This window comes from Tabrizicola caldifontis (assembly GCF_004762095.1).
Taxonomy (GTDB): domain Bacteria; phylum Pseudomonadota; class Alphaproteobacteria; order Rhodobacterales; family Rhodobacteraceae; genus Tabrizicola; species Tabrizicola caldifontis.
Genome location: NZ_SIJH01000014.1, coordinates 34629 through 51923, shown reverse-complemented (window position 1 = coordinate 51923; position 17295 = coordinate 34629). Strand labels below are relative to the sequence as shown.

Genomic DNA, 17295 nt, shown 5'->3' with positions numbered 1-17295 from the left:
GTCATGCCATCCAGTTGCCGCCGTCCACACCGAAGCATTGGGCGACGATGTATTTGGCTTCGTCGGTGGCGAGGAAGATCGCCATGCCGGTCAGATCCTCGGCCGTGCCCATGCGCCCGAAGGGAACGGCGGCGCCAACCTCGCGCTTCTTCTGGCCGGGGGCCTTGCCTTCGTATTTCGCGAAGAAGGCATCCACCCCGTCCCAGTGTTCGCCGTCCACCACGCCGGGCGCGATGGCGTTCACGTTGATGCCGTGACGGATCAGGTTCAGCCCGGCCGATTGCGTCAGGCTGATGACGGCGGCCTTGGTGGCGCAATAGACGGCCACCAGGCTTTCGCCGCGCCGCCCGGCCTGCGAGGCCATGTTGATGATCGTGCCGCCCTGGCCGCGGTCGATCATGTGGCGCGCGGCGGCCTGCAGGCAGAAGAGCGTGCCGGCGACATTCACCGCGAACAGGCGGTCATAGTCTTCCCGCGTGATCTCGACGATGGGGGCGGCAGAAAAGAGGGCGGCGTTGTTGATCAGGATGTCGAGCTTGCCCATCCGCTCGATGGCTTGGGCGAAACCGGCGTCGATCGAGTCCTGCCGGGTCACGTCCAGCGCGATGGCGTGGGCCTTGGGGCCGAGCGCATCGGCCGCCGCGCGGGCGGCATCCAGGTTGATGTCGGCGATGGCGACCTCGGCCCCCTCGGCGATGTAGGCGCGGGCGAAGGCCAGCCCGATACCGCGCGCGGCCCCGGTGATCAGGGCGGATTTTCCTGCAAGTCTCATATTGCCAGTCCATTCGTGTCGAAGCGGTGGATCTTGCCGGCCGGGGCCAGGCGGATGCGGTCGCCGTGGCGTGCGGCGACTTCGCCGGGGGCGCGGACGGTCAGGGTGCCGATCCCCTCGACCGCGACCTTGAGGAAGCTGTCGGAGCCGAGATGTTCGGACAGGCCGACCACACCTTCCCACGGGCCATCGCCCACCGCGATGTGTTCGGGCCGGATGCCGATGGTGTGGGCGTCGTGCTTCGCCGCCTCGGCGCCTTCGATGAAGTTCATCTTCGGGCTGCCGATGAAGCCCGCAACGAAGAGGTTGCGGGGATGGTTGTAAAGCTCCAGCGGCGCTCCGACCTGCTCGATTCGGCCGGCGTTCAGCACCACGATCTTGTCGGCCATGGTCATCGCCTCGACCTGGTCGTGGGTGACGTAGATCATCGTTGTCTTCAGCGACTGGTGCAGTTCGCTGATCTCTTGTCGCATGCCCACGCGCAGGGCGGCGTCGAGGTTCGACAAGGGCTCGTCGAAGAGGAAGGCCGCCGGTTCGCGCACGATCGCCCGCCCGATGGCGACGCGCTGACGCTGGCCGCCCGACAGCTGGCCGGGACGGCGGTCGAGGTAGTTGGTGAGGTTCAGCACCTTGGCGGCGCGTTCCACCCGCCGGTCCTGCTCGGCCCGGTCCATCCCGGCCATCTTCAGCGGGAAGGCGATGTTCTTGCGCACCGTCATGTGGGGATACAGCGCGTAGGACTGGAAGACCATCGCCAGCCCGCGTTTGGCCGGCGGCAGGTTGGTCGCGTCCTTGCCGTCGATCTCGATGGTGCCGGAGGTCGTATCCTCCAGCCCCGCGATCAGCCGCAGAAGGGTAGATTTCCCGCAGCCCGACGGCCCGACGAAGACGACGAACTCGCCATCCTCGATGGTCAGGTCGATGCCGGGGATGACATCCACCTCGCCGAACGCCTTGCGGACCTTGGTCAGTTGGATCTTGCCCATGTTGTCCTCACTTCACCGCGCCAAAGGTCAGGCCGCGCACGAGTTGTTTCTGGCTGAACCAGCCAAGGATCAGGATCGGCAGGATGGCCATGGCCGAAGCCGCCGAGAGTTTCGCGTAGAACAGGCCCTGCGGCGCCGAGAAGCTCGCGATGAAGGCCGAAAGGGGGGCCGCCTTGGTCGTGGTCAGGACGATGGTCCAGAACGCCTCGTTCCAGGCGAGGATGATGTTCAGAAGCATGGTCGAGGCAATGCCGGGCAGCGCCATGGGCGTCAGCACATGGACGATCTCGTTCCACAGGCTCGCCCCGTCCATGCGCGCGGCTTCCAGGATCTCGCCGGGGATTTCCTTGAAGTAGGTGTAGAGCATCCAGACGATGATCGGCAGGTTCATCAGCATCAGCACGATGACAAGGCCGATCCGGCTGTCGAGCAGCCCGAGGCGCTGGAAGATCAGGTAAAGCGGCACCATGACCGCCACCGCGGGCATCATCTTGGTGGACAGCATCCACATCAGCAGATCGCGTGTGCGCTGCCCGGGCACGAAGGCCATGGCCCAGGCCGAAGGGATCGCGACCAGAAGGCCGAGAAGGGTGGAACCCACCGCGATGACGACCGAGTTCCAGAAGAACCGCGGATAATCCGACCGCGCCCAGACCTCGGCGTAATTCTCCAGCGTCCAGTCGGCCGACAGGAACTGCGGCGGCATGGCAACGGCCGAAGCTTCGGTCTTGAAGCTGGTCAGGATCATCCAGAGGACCGGGAAGAAGATCAGCAGCGCCACGGTCCAGGCGGCAAGGGTGGTGACAAGCTGGCGGCGGGGGGAAAGGGCGCGGGCCATGGGAACCTCAGCTGTTCAGGTTGCGGCCAAGGCCGCGCATCAGGAAGTAGGCGACGATGTTGGCCAGAATGACCGCGATGATCCCCCCGGCGGCGGCGCGGCCGATGTCCTTGGCCGCGATGGCCTGCTTGAAGATCATGTAAGGCAGCGTGGTCGAAGCCGAACCGGGCCCGCCCTGGGTGGTGGTGAAGATCTCACCGAAGATGCCGAGAAGGAAGATGGTCTGGATCAGGATCACCACGGTGATCGCCCGCGTCAGGTGCGGCAGGATGATGTAGCGGAAACGCGCGAAGGCCCCGGCGCCGTCCATCTCGGCCGCCTCGAGCTGTTCGGAGGACAGCGACTGCAATGCGGTCAGCAGGATGAGCGTCGCGAAGGGCAGCCACTCCCAGCTGACGATGCCGATGACCGACCACATCGGATACTGCTCCAGGAACAGGATCGGCTGCGCCCCGAAGCCGCGTGCGACGGCCGAGAAGAGCCCGTTCTGCGGATGCATGAACAGGTTTTCCCAGATCGAGGCGGCGACGGGCGGCATCACGAAGAAGGGCGCGATCACCAGGATCCGCAGGAATCCCTGCCCCTTCACCGGCTGGTCGATCAGAAGCGCGATCAGGATGCCCAGGGTCACGGTGATGACCAGCACGCCGCCCACCAGCGCCAGGGTGTTGAACAGCGCAAGCCAGAAGTCGGGCGAATTGAAGAACCACAGATAATTGTTGAACCCCACCCAGCCCGTCCGGTCCGGCGACAACAGGCGGTAGAGCCGGAAGGAATAGTAAAGCGTCATCGCCAGCGGAACGATCATCCAGATCAAAAGCAGCGCGACCGAAGGCGCGACCATCAGGCGGGCGGCGAAGCGGCTGGACTGGGTGGACATGGCGGTCTCCCGAGGCTCGGATGACGAAGCGGAAGGGTGCGGCCGGAACGGCGACTGCGCAAGCAGGGATCGGACATGCACCTGCGAAGGGTCGGCCTGCGGGCGCACCAAGCCGCCCGCAGGCCGAAAGTGATCCCGGCGGCCTTGAGAGGACCGCCCCCGGGGCTCGGCGTCACTGGATGTAGCCCGAGGCCTTCATCTCTTCGGTGACGACGGCCTGCGCCTCGGCCAGAGCCTGATCGGCAGTCTTCTGCCCGGCCAGCGCGGCCGAGAAGATCTCGCCCACCGTGGTGCCGATGCCCTGGAACTCGGGGATCGCCACGAACTGCACGCCGACGTAAGGCACTGGCTTCACCGTCGGATTGTTCGGGTCGGCCGAGTTGATCGACTCGAGCGTCATCTTGGCGAAGGGCACCTTCTGGTATTCCGGGTTCTCATAAAGCGAGGTCCGGGTGCCCGGAGGCACGTTCGCCCAGCCTTCCTTGGACGCGACCAGCGCCAGATAGTCCTTGTTCGTTGCCCAGTTGATGAAGGTCTTGGCCGCGTCCTTGGCGTCCGAGGAGGCGGGGATCGCCAGGCTCCAGGCCCAGAGCCAGTTGCCGCGCTTGCCCAGCCCGTTGTCGGGGGCGAGCGCGAAGCCCACCTTGTCGGCGACGGTCGAATCCTTCGGGTTGGTCACGAAAGAGGCCGCGACGGTGGCGTCGATCCACATGCCGCACTTGCCCTGCTGGAACAGCGTCAGGTTTTCGTTGAACCCGTTGTTGCTGGCACCGGGCGGGCCATAGTTGTTCATCAGGTTGAGGTAGAAGTCGATCGTCGCCTTCCATTCCGGCTGGTCGAACTGCGGCACCCAGTTCTCGTCGAACCAGCGCGCGCCGAAGCTGTTCGACATGGCGGTTATGAAGGCCGTGTTCTCGCCCCAGCCGGCCTTGCCGCGCAGGCAGACGCCGTAGATGCCGGCATCCTTGTTGGTCATGGCGGCGGCGGCCTTCTCGATGTCGGCCCAGGTCGGCGCCTCGGGCATGGTCATCCCGGCGGCTTCCATCAGGTCGGTGCGATACATCACCATAGAGCTTTCGCCGTAGAAGGGCGAGGCATAGAGGGTGCCGTCCACCGTAAGCCCGCCGCGGATCGCGGGCAGGAGGTCGTCCACGTCATAATCGGCGGGCAGGTCGTTCAGGCTTTCCAGCCAGCCCTGCTTGCCCCAGATCGGAACCTCGTAGGTACCGATGGTGATCACGTCATACTGCCCGCCGCCGGTGGCGATGTCGGTCGTGACGTTCTGGCGCAGGACGTTTTCCTCCAGCGTCACCCATTCCACCTTGATGTCGGGATGCTTGGCGTTGAAGTCGTCCATCAGGCCCTGCATGCGGACCATGTCGCCGTTGTTCACGGTGGCGACGGTGATGGTGGTTTGGGCCATCGCAGCACCCGAAAGGGCGAGCGACGCCGTCGCACCCAGAAGGGCGCCGAGCGAGATGGTCATTAGAATTCCTCCCTCTGACGGTTGAGCAAATCCTCACCGCATGAGTAAATGCCCACATTGTGCCATGAGTCGTCAAGCCCAAACTTTCGCTGCGCGTGCACTGTTCAGGAACTTGCCAGAAGCGCGGTGGCGGTGGGCTCGTCGGTGACAAGGCCGTTGACGATGCGCCCCGTCAGCGCCGCCCGGATGGCCGTGACCTTTGCACTGCCGGCCGCCACCGAAATGACCGGCTTGCTTTGCCCCGGTTCGACGCGCACACCGCCGACAAGTGCGTTGCGCGGGGTGTCGATGTAGCGGCCCTGCGCATCATAGACCCAGCTGCAGATCTCTCCGACCGCGCCAAGCTCCTGCAACTCTCGCAGCACATCGGGTGTCACGAAACCGTCCAGGGCAAGGGGCGCGTCGGGGCCCATCTGCCCCACGCCGACAAAGGTGATGTCGGCCTGCCGGGCCAGGTTGAACACTGTTCGCACCGGGCGCAGATGCATGAAGAACTCGCGTTCTTCCGGCGTGTCGGAGATCACGGGCACGGGCATCGGGTAATAGGTGGCGTTCAGCTTCTCGGCGATGCGGCTGATCACGTCGTAGAGCGTTGCCGACCCGTCCGGCGCGATGTTACCCAGAAGCGAGACGATGCGGTGCCGCCCCGGGTCGGTGTGGGTCAGCTGTTCGGCCATCGCACGCAGGGCGCGTCCGGTGCCGAAGGCGATGACCTGCGGCGTTTCCATGCGCAGAACGCGCTCCAGCTCGGCTGCGGCGGCCGTGGCGATGGCCCTTGCCGGATCACCCCCCGGTCCGAGACCCGGGGCCACGCGGCAGCGTGTCAGGTGGTAACGTTCCGTCAGGGCCCGCTCCAGCTCGAGGCAGGCGCCGATCCGGTGCACCAGGCGGATCTGGATCAGCCCCTCGGCCGAGGCCCGCGCAACCAGCCTTTGCGCCCGCTGACGGCTGACGCCCAGCTCGGCGGCGATCTGGTCCTGGGTCATGCCGGCAACGTAGTAAAGCCAGCCAGCGCGGGCGGCTTCGTCCTGCAAGGTGAGTTCGTTGCTCATGCCGGTGCCCGGACGGATTTCAGACCCGGGGCAATCTGGAAGAATTCGGCAAAGCTGGCAAGCCTGCGGTGCGGGCGAGCGTCCGGCGGTTCCTCGGGCGCGTCCGGCCCCAGATGGCTGCCGCCGACAAAGCGCCAGACGGTCATCCCCGCGGCCAGCCCGGCGCGGATGCCGGTCAGGCTGTCCTCGATCACCAGAGTCCGGTCGGGAAGCACGCCCATCCGTTCGGCGGCGAAGAGGAACAGGTCGGGCGCGGGCTTGCCGCGGGCGACCATGGTCGAGGTGAACAGCCTGTCGCCGACCAGCGCCGTGAGACCGACAAGATCCAGCGACATCTCCGCCCGGCGCGGGCTGGAGGAGGTGGCGACGCAGAAGGGCACACCGATGCCTTCCAGCACTTCGCGGACATGGGGGACGATGGTCAAATCGTCCTTGAAGGCAGCGAGGAGCGATTCGCGATACTGCGCCTCGAATCCGGGCGGCAGGTCCAGGCCAAAGTCGCGGCGGATCGTTTCCATCACCACCGGGTAGCTGCGGCCGAGAAAATGGCGTTCGACGTAAGCCAGGTCGATCGCCAGCCCCAGGCGTCCGAGTTCGGCCACCAGCATCCGGGCGCTGATGATTTCGCTGTCAATCAGCACGCCGTCGCAGTCGAAGATGACGAGGTCGAATTCGTTCATGCGTCCATGGCTAGCGCATGGATTGCCCTAAAGGTAGCCCTGCGCACGAAAACTCAGTTCGCGCGACTTGCCAATGATCAGGTGGTCGTGCAGGGTCAGCCCCAGGGCATGGCAGGCGTCCTGCACCTGATGAGTCATCGACAGGTCCGCATCCGACGGGGTCGGATCGCCCGACGGGTGGTTATGAACCAGGATCAGCGCGCTTGCGTTCAGTTCCAGCGCGCGCTTGACGATCTCGCGCGGATAGACGGGGACGTGATCCACGGTGCCCTTCGCTTGCTCCTCGTCGGCGATCAGCACGTTCTTCCGGTCGAGGAACAGGACGCGGAACTGTTCGGTTTCCCGATGCGACATGGCGGTGTGGCAGTAGTCAAGCAGGGCATCCCAGCTGGAAATCAGCGGCTTCTGCATCACCCGCGCCCGCATCATCCGCTGGGCGGCGGCTTCCACCAGCTTCAGCTCCAGCACCACGGCGGGGCCCACCCCCTTCACCAGGTTCAGGCGCGCTGGCGAGGCCGTGATCACCCGGTTGAAATCGCCGAAGGTATCCAGAAGCAGTCTGGCCAAGGGCTTCACATCCTGCCGGGGAATGGCGCGGAACAGGACCAGTTCCAGCAGTTCATAGTCGGGCACGGCTGCGGCGCCGCCGTCAAGAAACCGGGCGCGCAGGCGGGCACGGTGATCGGCGATATAGCTGGGCAGCCGCGCGGGCAGGTCGGCAACCGGCGCCTCGTCGCTGTCGGCCGGGCCGGGCAGGGAAAACAGGGAATCGCGGAAGCCGGGCGGTGCGTTCATGGCGCCAGTTTGCCGACAAGGTGGTGAACGAACGGTTAATGCCAACGGCTTCCTTGCGGATGGCCCGGCTTGGGCTTAGATCGGCGCTGCGCCACCTGCGAGGGCATGATGTCGACCGCGCTGCATTACTTCCGCTGGGCCTTCCTCGTGACGGGGGTTGGGCTGGTCCTGTCGCTGTGGCTCGGCTGGGCCTATACGGGCACCTTGTCGGGTGCGCTGGGCTTCCTGTTCATCGGGGCGGTCCTGTCGGTGCTGGAAATCAGCCTGTCCTTCGACAATGCCATCGTGAACGCGAACAAGTTGAAGGACATGACCCCGGTCTGGCAGCAACGCTTCCTGACCTGGGGCATCCTGATCGCCGTCTTCGGGATGCGGATTGTCTTTCCGATCCTGATCGTGGTTTTCGCCGCAAGGATCGGCCCTATCGAGGCGGTGCGATTGGCCGCCACGGAACCGGCCGAATATTCCCGCATCGTCGGCGGGGCGCATATTTCCATCGCGGCTTTCGGCGGGGCCTTCCTGATGATGGTGGCGCTGAAATATTTCTTCGACGAAGGCAAGGACGTGCACTGGATTGCCGGGATCGAGCGCGCGATGGCCCGTTTCTCGTCGGTCCAGGGGCTGGAGATTTCCATCGTCCTGGTCATCATCCTGACCTTCGCCACGATCATCCCGGCGATACTGGTGGCAACATTCCTGTATTCTGCAGTGGCCGGGCTCGTGACCTTCATGGTGGTCGATGTGCTGGGCCATGTCCTGGACAAGGCTGATCAGGCAGCTGACATCGCAGTGAAGGGGGGGCTGGGCGCCTTCCTGTATCTGGAGGTGCTTGATGCCTCTTTCAGCTTCGACGGGGTGATCGGCGCCTTTGCCCTGACGCAGAACCTTTTCCTGATCGCCATCGGCCTGGGCGTCGGCGCGATGTATGTGCGGTCGATGACCATCATGCTGGTGGAACGCCAGACCCTGTCGCAGTTCCGCTATCTGGAGCACGGGGCCTTCTGGTCGATCTTCGTTCTGGCCTGTGTCATGTTCGGCCAGACCCTGACCCATATCCCCGAGGTCGTCACCGGCCTGCTGGGCGCGGGCTTCATCGGCGTGGCACTGTGGTCGTCGATCCGCTGGCGGCGGCTGCACGGAACAGTGCCCGCACCCGCCGCCGCGGCCGAATAGCGAAGGGTCAGCCCTTCATCCCGTCCCAGAAGCTTTTCACCTTGGAAAAGAACGACTTGCCTTCCGGGTTGTTCTCTTCCGACAGCTGCTCGAACTCGCGCAGCAATTCGCGCTGGCGGGCAGTAAGGTTGACCGGCGTTTCCACCGCCAGTTCGATCACCATGTCGCCGGTGTTCGACGACCGCAGGGCCGGCATGCCCTTCATCCGCAGCCGCATCTGCTTGCCGGTCTGGGAACCGGCGGGCACCTTCACCCTTGCCCTGCCACCGTCGATGGTCGGCACCTCTACCTCGCCGCCCAGGGCGGCGGTCGTCATCGGCACCGGCACCCGGCAAAAGAGATGCACGCCTTCGCGCTGGAAGATCGGGTGTTCCTTCACCTCTATGAAGATGTACAGATCACCATTCGGCCCGCCGCGCAGACCGGCCTCGCCCTCGCCCGCCAGACGGATGCGCGTTCCGGTTTCAACCCCCTGAGGGATGGTGACGGAAAGCGTCCGTTCCTTCTGCACACGGCCATGGCCACCGCAGGCGCGACAGGGATTCTTGATGATCTGCCCCATGCCGTTGCACTGGGGGCAGGTACGCTCGACGGTGAAGAAACCCTGCTGGGCACGCACCTTGCCCATCCCGCCGCAGGTCGGGCAGGAGACGGGTTCGGCCCCGCCTTCGGCGCCTGAACCGTGGCAGACCTCGCAGGTGACGGCTGTGGGCACGGTGATGGTCTTCTGCAGGCCGGTGTAAGCCTCTTCAAGCGTCACACGCAGATTGTACCGCAGGTCCGACCCGCGCTGCGCACGGGCGCGCCCGCCGCCGCCACGGCCCATGAAGTCGCCGAACAGATCCTCGAACACGTCCGAGAATGCGGATGCGAAATCGCCCTGCCCGGCGTAACCGCCAGGCCGCGGGCCGCCACCCATGCCGCCCTCGAAGGCCGCATGGCCGAACCGGTCGTAGGCAGCCTTCTTCTGTTCGTCCTTCAGGACTTCCCAGGCCTCGTTCACCTCCTTGAACTGGGCCTCGGCCTGCGGATTGTCGGCGTTGCGGTCGGGGTGCAGCTCTTTCGCCTTCTGACGATAGGCTTTCTTCAGTTCCTCGGCCGAGGCGCCTTTCCTGACGCCCAGAACCTCGTAGTAATCACGCTTTGCCACGGCAAAACCCCCAAACCGAACCGGACAGGGGCGGCCCGTTTCCAGACCGCCCCTGTTTCCGGTTCACGCGGCGTTACTTCCGCTTGTCGCTGCCCAGATCCTCGAAGTCGGCATCCACGATGTCGTCATCGTCCACCGGACGCGGCTCGTCGTCGCTGCCACCCTCGGCCTGCTGGGCCTTGTAGATCGCCTCGCCCAGTTTCATCGCGGCTTCGGTCAGGTTCTGGATCGCCGAACGGATCTTGCCGGCATCTTCGCCCTTGAGCGCGTCTTCCAGCGGGCTCATCGCCAGCTCGATCGCCTCGACAGTCGAGGGATCGACCTTGTCGCCATGTTCGGCCAGCGACTTCCTGGTCGAGTGCAACAGGCTTTCGCCCTGGTTCTTCGTCTCGACCAGTTCCTTGCGGGCGCGGTCAGCCTCGGCATTCGCCTCGGCGTCCTTGATCATCTTCTCGATGTCCTCTTCCGAGAGGCCACCCGAAGCCTGGATGGTGATCTGCTGCGCGCGACCCGTGCCCTTGTCCTTGGCCGAAACCGACACGATCCCGTTGGCGTCGATGTCGAAGGTCACCTCGATCTGCGGCACGCCGCGGGGTGCCGGCGGGATCTGTTCCAGGTTGAACTGACCCAGCAGCTTGTTGTCGGCCGCCATTTCGCGTTCGCCCTGGAAGACGCGGATCGTCACCGCGTTCTGGTTGTCCTCGGCGGTCGAGAAGACCTGGCTCTTCTTCGTCGGGATCGTCGTGTTGCGGTCGATCAGCCGGGTGAACACGCCACCCAGCGTCTCGATGCCCAGCGACAGGGGCGTCACGTCCAGAAGCACCACGTCCTTCACGTCGCCCTGCAGGACGCCGGCCTGGATCGCTGCACCCATGGCCACGACTTCATCAGGGTTTACGCCCTTGTGGGGTTCCTTGCCGAAGAACTTGGTGACTTCCTCGATCACCTTCGGCATCCGGGTCATCCCGCCGACCAGCACCACCTCGTCGATGTCGTCCTTGCTGACACCGGCATCCTTCAGCGCGGCCTGGCAGGGTTTCAGCGACTTCTTGATCAGGTCATCGACCAGGCTCTCCAGCTTGGCGCGGGTCAGCTTGACCACCAGGTGCAAGGGCTGCCCGGTATTCTTGTCCATGCTGATGAAGGGCTGGTTGATTTCCGTCTGCTGGCTGGACGACAGCTCGATCTTGGCCTTTTCGGCCGCTTCCTTCAGGCGCTGCAACGCCATCTTGTCGAGCGTCAGGTCAACCCCATGCTCTTTCTTGAACTCGTCGGCCAGATACTGGACGATGCGCATGTCGAAGTCTTCACCACCCAGGAAGGTGTCGCCGTTGGTGGACTTCACCTCGAACAGGCCGTCGTCGATTTCCAGGATGGTGATGTCGAAGGTACCGCCGCCAAGGTCATAGACGGCGATGGTCTTCGATTCCTTCTTGTCCAGGCCATAGGCCAGCGCGGCCGCCGTCGGTTCGTTGATGATGCGAAGGACTTCCAGGCCCGCGATCTTGCCCGCGTCCTTGGTGGCCTGGCGCTGCGCGTCGTTGAAATAGGCGGGCACCGTGATCACGGCCTGCGTCACCGGCTCGCCCAGATAGTTCTCGGCGGTTTCCTTCATCTTCTGCAGGATGAAGGCAGAAATCTGCGACGGGCTGTATTTCTCGCCGCGCACCTCGACCCAGGCATCGCCGTTGCCGCCATCGACGATCTTGTAGGGGACAAGCTTCTTGTCCTTCTCGACCTCCGGGTCGCCAAGCCGGCGCCCGATCAGGCGCTTGACGGCAAAGATGGTATTTGCGGGGTTGGTCACGGCCTGCCGCTTGGCGGGCTGGCCGACCAGGCGTTCGTTGTCCGTGAAAGCGACGATGGAGGGCGTCGTGCGCGCGCCTTCCGAGTTCTCGATCACCCGGGGTTGCGAACCATCCATGATGGCAACGCAGGAGTTGGTCGTCCCGAGGTCGATACCGATGACTTTGGCCATGTGTTCATCCCTTTCTTGCAGGCGATCTACCGGCCCAGCGCCCGAAGACGGCGGCACGCGGGGCCGGACATGTTACGGCGTCGGGGTGCACGCCCCTTGCCGGACTTGGCGTATATAGGCAGGTGCGGGCGGGGCTGCAACGGTAGCAAGAGGCGCGATGCGACAAATTTGCAGCACCCCTGCCGCAGGGTCGGGGCGCGGCTCATTCCCCCTGTCTGTGATCCAGCGTGCAGCAGCCCTGCAGCGTCTCGTCCTGGCCCTGCCCGCCGATCCGAAGCGTGCCTGTCCAGCCGAACTCGCGGTCGGACATGCCGTCAAGGCAGGTGCCACGGGCAACGACCAGGCTGAAGCCCGTGCCGTCCGGGGCGGATAGATCGGCCTCGTAGCCGTTATCGCCCGGGCGTTCGGCCACAAGGTCCAGATCGACCGGGTTCTCACCCAGCCTTTCGTATATGTCGCCGCGCGACAAAAGGCCGATCCGCCAGAAGGGTTCGGTTCCGCGACAGGACAGCGGACGGGGTATCACGGTCCCCTCGGGCTGGTCCTGGCGGGCCAGATAGCGCATCGCCACCCAGCCGTTCCCCTCCGGCATGCCGATCCGGCCCCAGCGGCCGTTCTCCGACAGGCCCAACACCTCGATATCCGTGGTGTCGGGCCCCAGTTCGCCAATCCTTGCCGACCCGGCCCCGGGTGCGGCGCGGATGTTCAGAACGTTGTCGGACGAGACCCCGCTCACCGCGTAACGTGCGGGAAAATCCTCGGCCATCACGGCAAGGGGCGACATCAGGAGCATGATCGTTGCAAGACGCATCATCTTCGCTTGTTCCAGCTGGCCGACATGTGTTTGCGGGTGAAGAATTCGGCCATAAGACCGATCATGAGGCAGACAAGACCGAACTTCACCGCATACTCGATCGAGGTATAGCGGGGCGTGTAGTTCAGGAACATGAAGCCGCGGCCCTGGTCGATGGTGTGGAACAGCGGATTCCAGTCGAAGATCGCCCGCATGTCGGGTTTGGTGTTGTTGGCCAGCACCATCTTGCCCGAGGCGATCATGTTCAGCCGCTGGTAGAGAGGGATGATGATCGACATCGCCTCCGGCTGCCAGGGCCGGGCTGAAAGGAACACCATGCCCAGCCCCACACCCGAGAACCAGGCCAGAAGGAACGCCCCCAGTACGCCGACGGGATCCTCGATGGTGATCGGCGTGATCACGGAATGATAGAAGAAGATGATGACCGTGGCCGCCAGAACCTGCTGATAGAGCGAGGCAAGCGCCGCCCCGCCGATCGAGATGATCGGATTCATCGGCGCGTGCATCATCATGGCCGATGTCGGGCCATCCGCGCCCGCCACCGCACCGATGGCCTTGATATGCGTCATGAAAAGGAAGACCCCCGACATGACATACAACATGAAGTCGCCGCGCACGGCGATGCGGCGCAGGCCCAGCACGCTGAACAGGAAATACATCGTCAGGACCAGAATCAGCGACTGCACGATCTGGATGACCAGGCCCAGGACCGCGTTGCCATTCGACTTGCGCAGTTCCCTGACCGCCGCATGGTAGATCAGTTCGGCCGTCTCGAAGGCCTTGCCCAAAGCTGTCTTCCTGGCGGAATGGTAACGAAACATGCGGCCATCTCCGGTCGGTTCGGCAGACTGCGCAGGGAAACCTTGCCGTTCCGTTATTCACACAGGATAAGGGCGGCCCATAAGATGTCAAATCGCCGACGACACGGCGGCAGGAGCGTTGATGGACCTCGAAATCCTCGTGAAGACAATCCGCCGCCTTGCGCTGGAGGCCGGAGACCGCATCATGCAGGTCTATGCCGGCCCGGAGTTCGAGGTTCGCGCCAAGGGCGATGCCTCGCCGGTGACCGTGGCTGACGAGGCCGCCGATGCCGTGATTTCCGCCGGTCTGCGTGCGGCCTTCCCGGATGTGCCGCTGATCACCGAGGAACAGGCGGAAAGCCACGCCCAGTCCGCGCGCACCTTCCTGATCGTCGATCCGCTGGACGGCACCAAGGAATTCGTCCGGCGCCGCGGCGATTTTACCGTGAACATCGCCTATGTGCAGGATGGCCTGCCCTGCCGGGGCATCGTTTACGCCCCTGCAAAGGGGCGGCTGTTCTACACGCTGGCGGACGGAACCTCGGTCGAGGAGACAGGCCCCCTCGACAAGGATCGGCCCGGTCCGCTGGCACCGCTGCATGTATCCGTCCCGGACAATTCCGCCCTTATGGTGGTGGCGTCGAAATCGCACCGTGATCAGGCGACCGACGATTACATCGCCCGCTATGCCGTGAAGGACATGACCTCGGCAGGCTCCAGCCTCAAGTTCTGCCTGGTTGCCACCGGCGAGGCCGACCTGTATCCGCGCCTCGGCCGCACGATGGAATGGGACACGGCCGCCGGCGACGCGGTGCTGCGTGGCGCGGGCGGGCAGGTGGTGCGGTTCGACGATCACCAGCCGCTGACCTACGGCAAGCCCGGCTGGGAAAACCCTTTCTTCGTAGCCTTTGCCCCCGGTGTGGTCCTGAAATGAAGACGCTGATCGCCATTCCCGCCCGCTATGCCTCGACCCGCTATCCCGGAAAACCGCTGGTCGCCCTTCGCGGACGCGACGGCGAAAAGACCCTGATACGCCGCAGCTGGGAGGCGGCAATGGCCGTGCGCGGTATCGACCGGGTCGTGGTGGCGACCGATGACGACCGGATCGCCGACCATGCTGCGGGCTTCGGTGCCGAGGTGGTGATGACCTCTGCTGACGCGCGCAACGGCACCGAACGCTGCGCCGAGGTGTCGGCAAGGCTGCCGGGCTACGACGTGGTCGTAAACCTGCAGGGTGACGCGCCGCTGACACCTGCCTGGTTCGTCGAGGATCTGGTGGCGGGCCTCGCGACCGACCCGGGTGCCGACATTGCCACCCCGGTCCTGCGCTGTGACGGCCGGGCGGTGGCGGGCTTTCTTGCCGATCGCCGTGCCGGGCGGGTCGGGGGAACCACGGCGGTCTTCGGGGCCGGAGGGCGGGCGCTTTACTTCTCGAAAGAGGTCATCCCCTACACCGGCCGGGACTACGCGCCAGACGAGCCCACACCCGTCTTTCACCATGTCGGGGTCTATGCCTATCGTCCGGCGGCGCTGGCGGCCTATCCGTCCTGGCCCATCGGCCCTCTGGAGACCCTGGAAGGGCTGGAGCAACTGCGCTTCCTGGAAAACGGTCGTGTGGTCCTGTGCGTCGAGGTTCAGGCGCGTGGGCGGCAGTTCTGGGAACTGAACAATCCTTCGGATGTGCCAGTCATCGAAAGCATGCTTGCGGCCTTGCCGGATCCCGCGGCGTAGCCGGGCAATCGGGCGTCGGCGCAAGAGCCCGCGACTTTTCGCGTGCAATGCGGATTTTTGCCGGGCAGATTGACGTTACTGCCGCAGGTCCGCCCGGATACGGCCAGATTCTCCTGCAATGGTGGGGTCAGAGCCGGGGCGATGTCCGCAGAGGCGGCTCTGGATGCGCAATAACGAGTCGAACATGAGAACGAAGAAGATCACCAAGGCCGTCTTTCCCGTGGCCGGTCTTGGCACACGCTTTCTGCCCGCGACCAAGTCGATCCCCAAAGAGATCATGACACTCGTCGATCGCCCCTTGATTCAGTACGCCATCGACGAGGCGCGCGCTGCCGGCATCAAGGAATTCATCTTCGTGACGGCTCGCGGCAAGTCGGCACTCGAGGACTATTTCGACCACGCACCGGAACTGGAGTCAGAACTGCGCAAGAAGGGCAAGACCGAACTGCTGGATATCCTGAAGGACACCAACATGGATTCGGGCGCCATTGCCTATGTGCGGCAGAATCGGGCCCTGGGCCTGGGCCATGCCGTGTGGTGCGCGCGCCGCCTGATCGGGAACGAACCCTTTGCCGTGCTTTTGCCCGATGACGTGATTGCCGCCGATCGACCCTGCCTCCAGCAGATGGTCGAGGCCCATGCCGAAACCGGGGGCTGCATGGTCGCAGCCATGGAAGTCGCCCCGCAAAGAACCTCGAGCTACGGCATTCTGGACATCGGCGAGGACGGGGGAACAATCGTCCGCGCCAAGGGCCTTGTCGAAAAGCCGCGGCCCGAGGACGCCCCGTCGAACCTGGCCATCATCGGCCGCTACATCCTGACCCCCAAGGTGCTGACCAATCTGAACCGGATGAAGCAGGGCGCGGGCGGGGAAATCCAGCTGACAGACGCCATCGCCGAAGAGGTCGATACTGCGGCGGGCGTGCACGGCCTGCGCTTCCGCGGTCATCGCTACGATTGCGGCTCGAAGATCGGCTTCCTTCAGGCCACGGTGGCCTTCGGCCTGTCGCGTCCCGATCTGGGTGCCGAATTCGAGAGCTTCCTTCATGAACTGATGGCAACGCAGAAGGCAGCGCAGTAGTCCCTTGTCAGCCCAACCGCATGCCTGGCCGATCGGGGCTATGCCGGATCGGCCCCAGTCCGGCGCCAAAGGTCTGTGGCATGCCTATCGTCTGCGGATGCGCCGGCGCTGGCTTCTGGGCCGCGCGCTGCACCGGCGGCGTCAGCTGGTCGCGGTGGCCGATCGCACCGACAGGATCGCGCCGGGTGACATTCTGGGCTTCATGTGCGTGCGCAACGAAGACGCGCGCCTGCCCTTCATGCTGGACCATCACCGCAATCTGGGGGTGCGCCACTTCCTGATCATCGACAACGCCAGTACCGACGGGACGGCCGATCTTCTTGCCGCAAGACCGGATGTGTCACTGTGGCGGACGGAAGGCAGCTACAAGTCTGCCCGTTTCGGCATGGACTGGGTGAACTGGCTTCTGATGCGATATGGCCATGGGCATTGGTGCCTGACACTGGATGCCGACGAGCTGCTTGTCTATCCCCACTGGCAGACCCGCTGCCTTGCCGCACTGACCGACTGGCTTGATCGGCAGGGACAAGTCGCCCTGGGGGCCCTGACAATCGACCTGTATCCTGCTGGACGCGTGTCCGAGGGCACCTATGCGCCGGGCGACGATCCGCTGGGCATCCTGAGATGGTTCGACAGCGGCAACTATCAGGTCCAGGTCCAGCCGAGAATGGGCAATCTCTGGATCCAGGGGGGGGCAAGGGCGCGGGTCTTCTTCGCCTCGCAGCCGCGCCGCGCGCCAACCCTGAACAAGATCCCGCTGGTCAGATGGCACTGGCGCTATGCCTACGTGAATTCGACCCACGCGCTTCTGCCGCCGCGGTTGAACCGGGTCTATGCGACGGATGGCGGGATGCTGACCTCCGGTGCCCTGTTGCACACCAAGTTCCTTCCCGGCATCATCGAACGGGCCGCCGAGGAAAAGGTCCGGGCAGAGCATTTTGCCGACGGTGCGCAATATGCCAGCTACTATGATCGGTTGACTGCCGATCCGGTGCTGCGCTGCGCTGCCTCGACCCGTTTGACCGGCTGGCGCCAGCTGGAGGCCCTGGGTCTCATCTCGCGTGGTGGTTGGGTATGAG

17 protein-coding genes are annotated in these 17295 nt (G+C 64.6%); 5 read left to right on the top strand and 12 right to left on the bottom strand.

From position 1 onward, the window contains the following. Position 1: 1 nt before the first annotated feature. From EYB42_RS12930 to radC, 8 genes are all read right to left on the bottom strand, one after another. Entirely contained in the window at positions 2-772 is a 771-nt protein-coding gene (locus EYB42_RS12930; RefSeq protein WP_135450539.1) for an L-iditol 2-dehydrogenase, read from the bottom strand. Next, entirely contained in the window at positions 769-1758 is a 990-nt protein-coding gene (locus EYB42_RS12925; protein WP_135450538.1) for an ABC transporter ATP-binding protein, read from the bottom strand. Before EYB42_RS12925 ends, EYB42_RS12930 begins: the two co-directional genes overlap by 4 nt. A gap of 7 nt (positions 1759-1765) precedes the next feature. Continuing rightward, on the bottom strand, positions 1766-2596 hold the full coding sequence (locus tag EYB42_RS12920) for a carbohydrate ABC transporter permease (RefSeq protein WP_135450537.1): 831 nt from the start codon (positions 2594-2596) through the stop codon (positions 1766-1768). Positions 2597-2603: 7 nt separating this feature from the next. Beyond that, positions 2604-3476 (bottom strand): carbohydrate ABC transporter permease, encoded by an 873-nt coding sequence (locus tag EYB42_RS12915; protein ID WP_135450536.1) that lies wholly within the window; start codon positions 3474-3476, stop codon positions 2604-2606. A gap of 172 nt (positions 3477-3648) precedes the next feature. Then, positions 3649-4962, bottom strand: coding sequence for an ABC transporter substrate-binding protein (locus EYB42_RS12910; protein WP_135450535.1), 1314 nt, complete (start codon positions 4960-4962; stop codon positions 3649-3651). A gap of 104 nt (positions 4963-5066) precedes the next feature. Then, positions 5067-6014: a sugar-binding transcriptional regulator gene (locus EYB42_RS12905; protein ID WP_135450534.1), complete on the bottom strand. Its 948-nt coding sequence runs from the start codon at positions 6012-6014 to the stop codon at positions 5067-5069. Then, the gene (locus EYB42_RS12900; protein ID WP_135450533.1) at positions 6011-6694 is read right to left on the bottom strand and encodes an HAD family hydrolase; all 684 of its coding nucleotides are present in this window, start codon (positions 6692-6694) and stop codon (positions 6011-6013) included. Before EYB42_RS12900 ends, EYB42_RS12905 begins: the two co-directional genes overlap by 4 nt. 27 nt (positions 6695-6721) lie before the next feature. Next, positions 6722-7489: a RadC family protein gene (gene radC / locus EYB42_RS12895; protein WP_135450532.1), complete on the bottom strand. Its 768-nt coding sequence runs from the start codon at positions 7487-7489 to the stop codon at positions 6722-6724. Between the two features lie 108 nt (positions 7490-7597). Between radC and EYB42_RS12890 the strand changes: the two genes are divergently transcribed. Continuing rightward, positions 7598-8662 carry a DUF475 domain-containing protein gene (locus EYB42_RS12890; RefSeq protein WP_135450627.1) on the top strand — a complete coding sequence of 355 codons (1065 nt, stop codon included), beginning with the start codon at positions 7598-7600 and terminating at the stop codon, positions 8660-8662. A 7-nt stretch (positions 8663-8669) separates the two neighbouring features. On the opposite strand, the gene dnaJ is transcribed toward EYB42_RS12890, so the two are convergent. The 4 genes from dnaJ to EYB42_RS12870 all read right to left on the bottom strand — a co-directional run bounded on the left by dnaJ (position 8670) and on the right by EYB42_RS12870 (position 13425). Further along, positions 8670-9812 (bottom strand): molecular chaperone DnaJ, encoded by a 1143-nt coding sequence (dnaJ, locus tag EYB42_RS12885; protein ID WP_135450531.1) that lies wholly within the window; start codon positions 9810-9812, stop codon positions 8670-8672. A 73-nt stretch (positions 9813-9885) separates the two neighbouring features. After that, a complete protein-coding gene (dnaK, locus tag EYB42_RS12880) occupies positions 9886-11790 on the bottom strand; it encodes a molecular chaperone DnaK (RefSeq protein ID WP_135450530.1) in 1905 nt (634 codons plus the stop codon). Positions 11791-11992: 202 nt separating this feature from the next. Continuing rightward, positions 11993-12604: a COG3650 family protein gene (locus EYB42_RS12875; protein WP_167851017.1), complete on the bottom strand. Its 612-nt coding sequence runs from the start codon at positions 12602-12604 to the stop codon at positions 11993-11995. Next, positions 12601-13425: an ABC transporter permease gene (locus EYB42_RS12870; protein WP_135450528.1), complete on the bottom strand. Its 825-nt coding sequence runs from the start codon at positions 13423-13425 to the stop codon at positions 12601-12603. The genes EYB42_RS12875 and EYB42_RS12870 overlap by 4 nt, the downstream gene beginning before the upstream one ends. 121 nt (positions 13426-13546) lie before the next feature. On the opposite strand from EYB42_RS12870, the gene cysQ reads away from it, so the two are divergent. The 4 genes from cysQ (at position 13547) to EYB42_RS12850 (ending at position 17294) form a co-directional block, all read left to right on the top strand. Next, positions 13547-14338 (top strand): 3'(2'),5'-bisphosphate nucleotidase CysQ, encoded by a 792-nt coding sequence (gene cysQ, locus EYB42_RS12865; RefSeq protein ID WP_135450527.1) that lies wholly within the window; start codon positions 13547-13549, stop codon positions 14336-14338. After that, a complete protein-coding gene (locus EYB42_RS12860) occupies positions 14335-15135 on the top strand; it encodes a 3-deoxy-manno-octulosonate cytidylyltransferase (RefSeq protein WP_135450526.1) in 801 nt (266 codons plus the stop codon). The genes cysQ and EYB42_RS12860 overlap by 4 nt, the downstream gene beginning before the upstream one ends. Positions 15136-15319: 184 nt before the next feature. Beyond that, the gene (gene galU / locus EYB42_RS12855) at positions 15320-16216 is read left to right on the top strand and encodes a UTP--glucose-1-phosphate uridylyltransferase GalU (RefSeq protein WP_135450525.1); all 897 of its coding nucleotides are present in this window, start codon (positions 15320-15322) and stop codon (positions 16214-16216) included. A gap of 40 nt (positions 16217-16256) precedes the next feature. Beyond that, positions 16257-17294: a glycosyltransferase family 2 protein gene (locus tag EYB42_RS12850; RefSeq protein ID WP_135450524.1), complete on the top strand. Its 1038-nt coding sequence runs from the start codon at positions 16257-16259 to the stop codon at positions 17292-17294. Position 17295: the final 1 nt, after the last annotated feature.

Coding starts and splice junctions, on each gene's coding strand:
- EYB42_RS12890 (WP_135450627.1), top strand. CDS start 7,598: ATGTCGACCGCGCTGCATTACTTCCGCTGGGCCTTCCTCGTGACGGGG.
- radC (WP_135450532.1), bottom strand. CDS start 7,489: ATGAACGCACCGCCCGGCTTCCGCGATTCCCTGTTTTCCCTGCCCGGC.
- dnaK (WP_135450530.1), bottom strand. CDS start 11,790: ATGGCCAAAGTCATCGGTATCGACCTCGGGACGACCAACTCCTGCGTT.
- EYB42_RS12920 (WP_135450537.1), bottom strand. CDS start 2,596: ATGGCCCGCGCCCTTTCCCCCCGCCGCCAGCTTGTCACCACCCTTGCC.
- EYB42_RS12900 (WP_135450533.1), bottom strand. CDS start 6,694: ATGAACGAATTCGACCTCGTCATCTTCGACTGCGACGGCGTGCTGATT.
- EYB42_RS12875 (WP_167851017.1), bottom strand. CDS start 12,604: ATGATGCGTCTTGCAACGATCATGCTCCTGATGTCGCCCCTTGCCGTG.
- EYB42_RS12915 (WP_135450536.1), bottom strand. CDS start 3,476: ATGTCCACCCAGTCCAGCCGCTTCGCCGCCCGCCTGATGGTCGCGCCT.
- EYB42_RS12910 (WP_135450535.1), bottom strand. CDS start 4,962: ATGACCATCTCGCTCGGCGCCCTTCTGGGTGCGACGGCGTCGCTCGCC.
- EYB42_RS12930 (WP_135450539.1), bottom strand. CDS start 772: ATGAGACTTGCAGGAAAATCCGCCCTGATCACCGGGGCCGCGCGCGGT.
- EYB42_RS12870 (WP_135450528.1), bottom strand. CDS start 13,425: ATGTTTCGTTACCATTCCGCCAGGAAGACAGCTTTGGGCAAGGCCTTC.
- EYB42_RS12860 (WP_135450526.1), top strand. CDS start 14,335: ATGAAGACGCTGATCGCCATTCCCGCCCGCTATGCCTCGACCCGCTAT.
- galU (WP_135450525.1), top strand. CDS start 15,320: ATGAGAACGAAGAAGATCACCAAGGCCGTCTTTCCCGTGGCCGGTCTT.
- EYB42_RS12905 (WP_135450534.1), bottom strand. CDS start 6,014: ATGAGCAACGAACTCACCTTGCAGGACGAAGCCGCCCGCGCTGGCTGG.
- EYB42_RS12925 (WP_135450538.1), bottom strand. CDS start 1,758: ATGGGCAAGATCCAACTGACCAAGGTCCGCAAGGCGTTCGGCGAGGTG.
- cysQ (WP_135450527.1), top strand. CDS start 13,547: ATGGACCTCGAAATCCTCGTGAAGACAATCCGCCGCCTTGCGCTGGAG.
- EYB42_RS12850 (WP_135450524.1), top strand. CDS start 16,257: ATGCCGGATCGGCCCCAGTCCGGCGCCAAAGGTCTGTGGCATGCCTAT.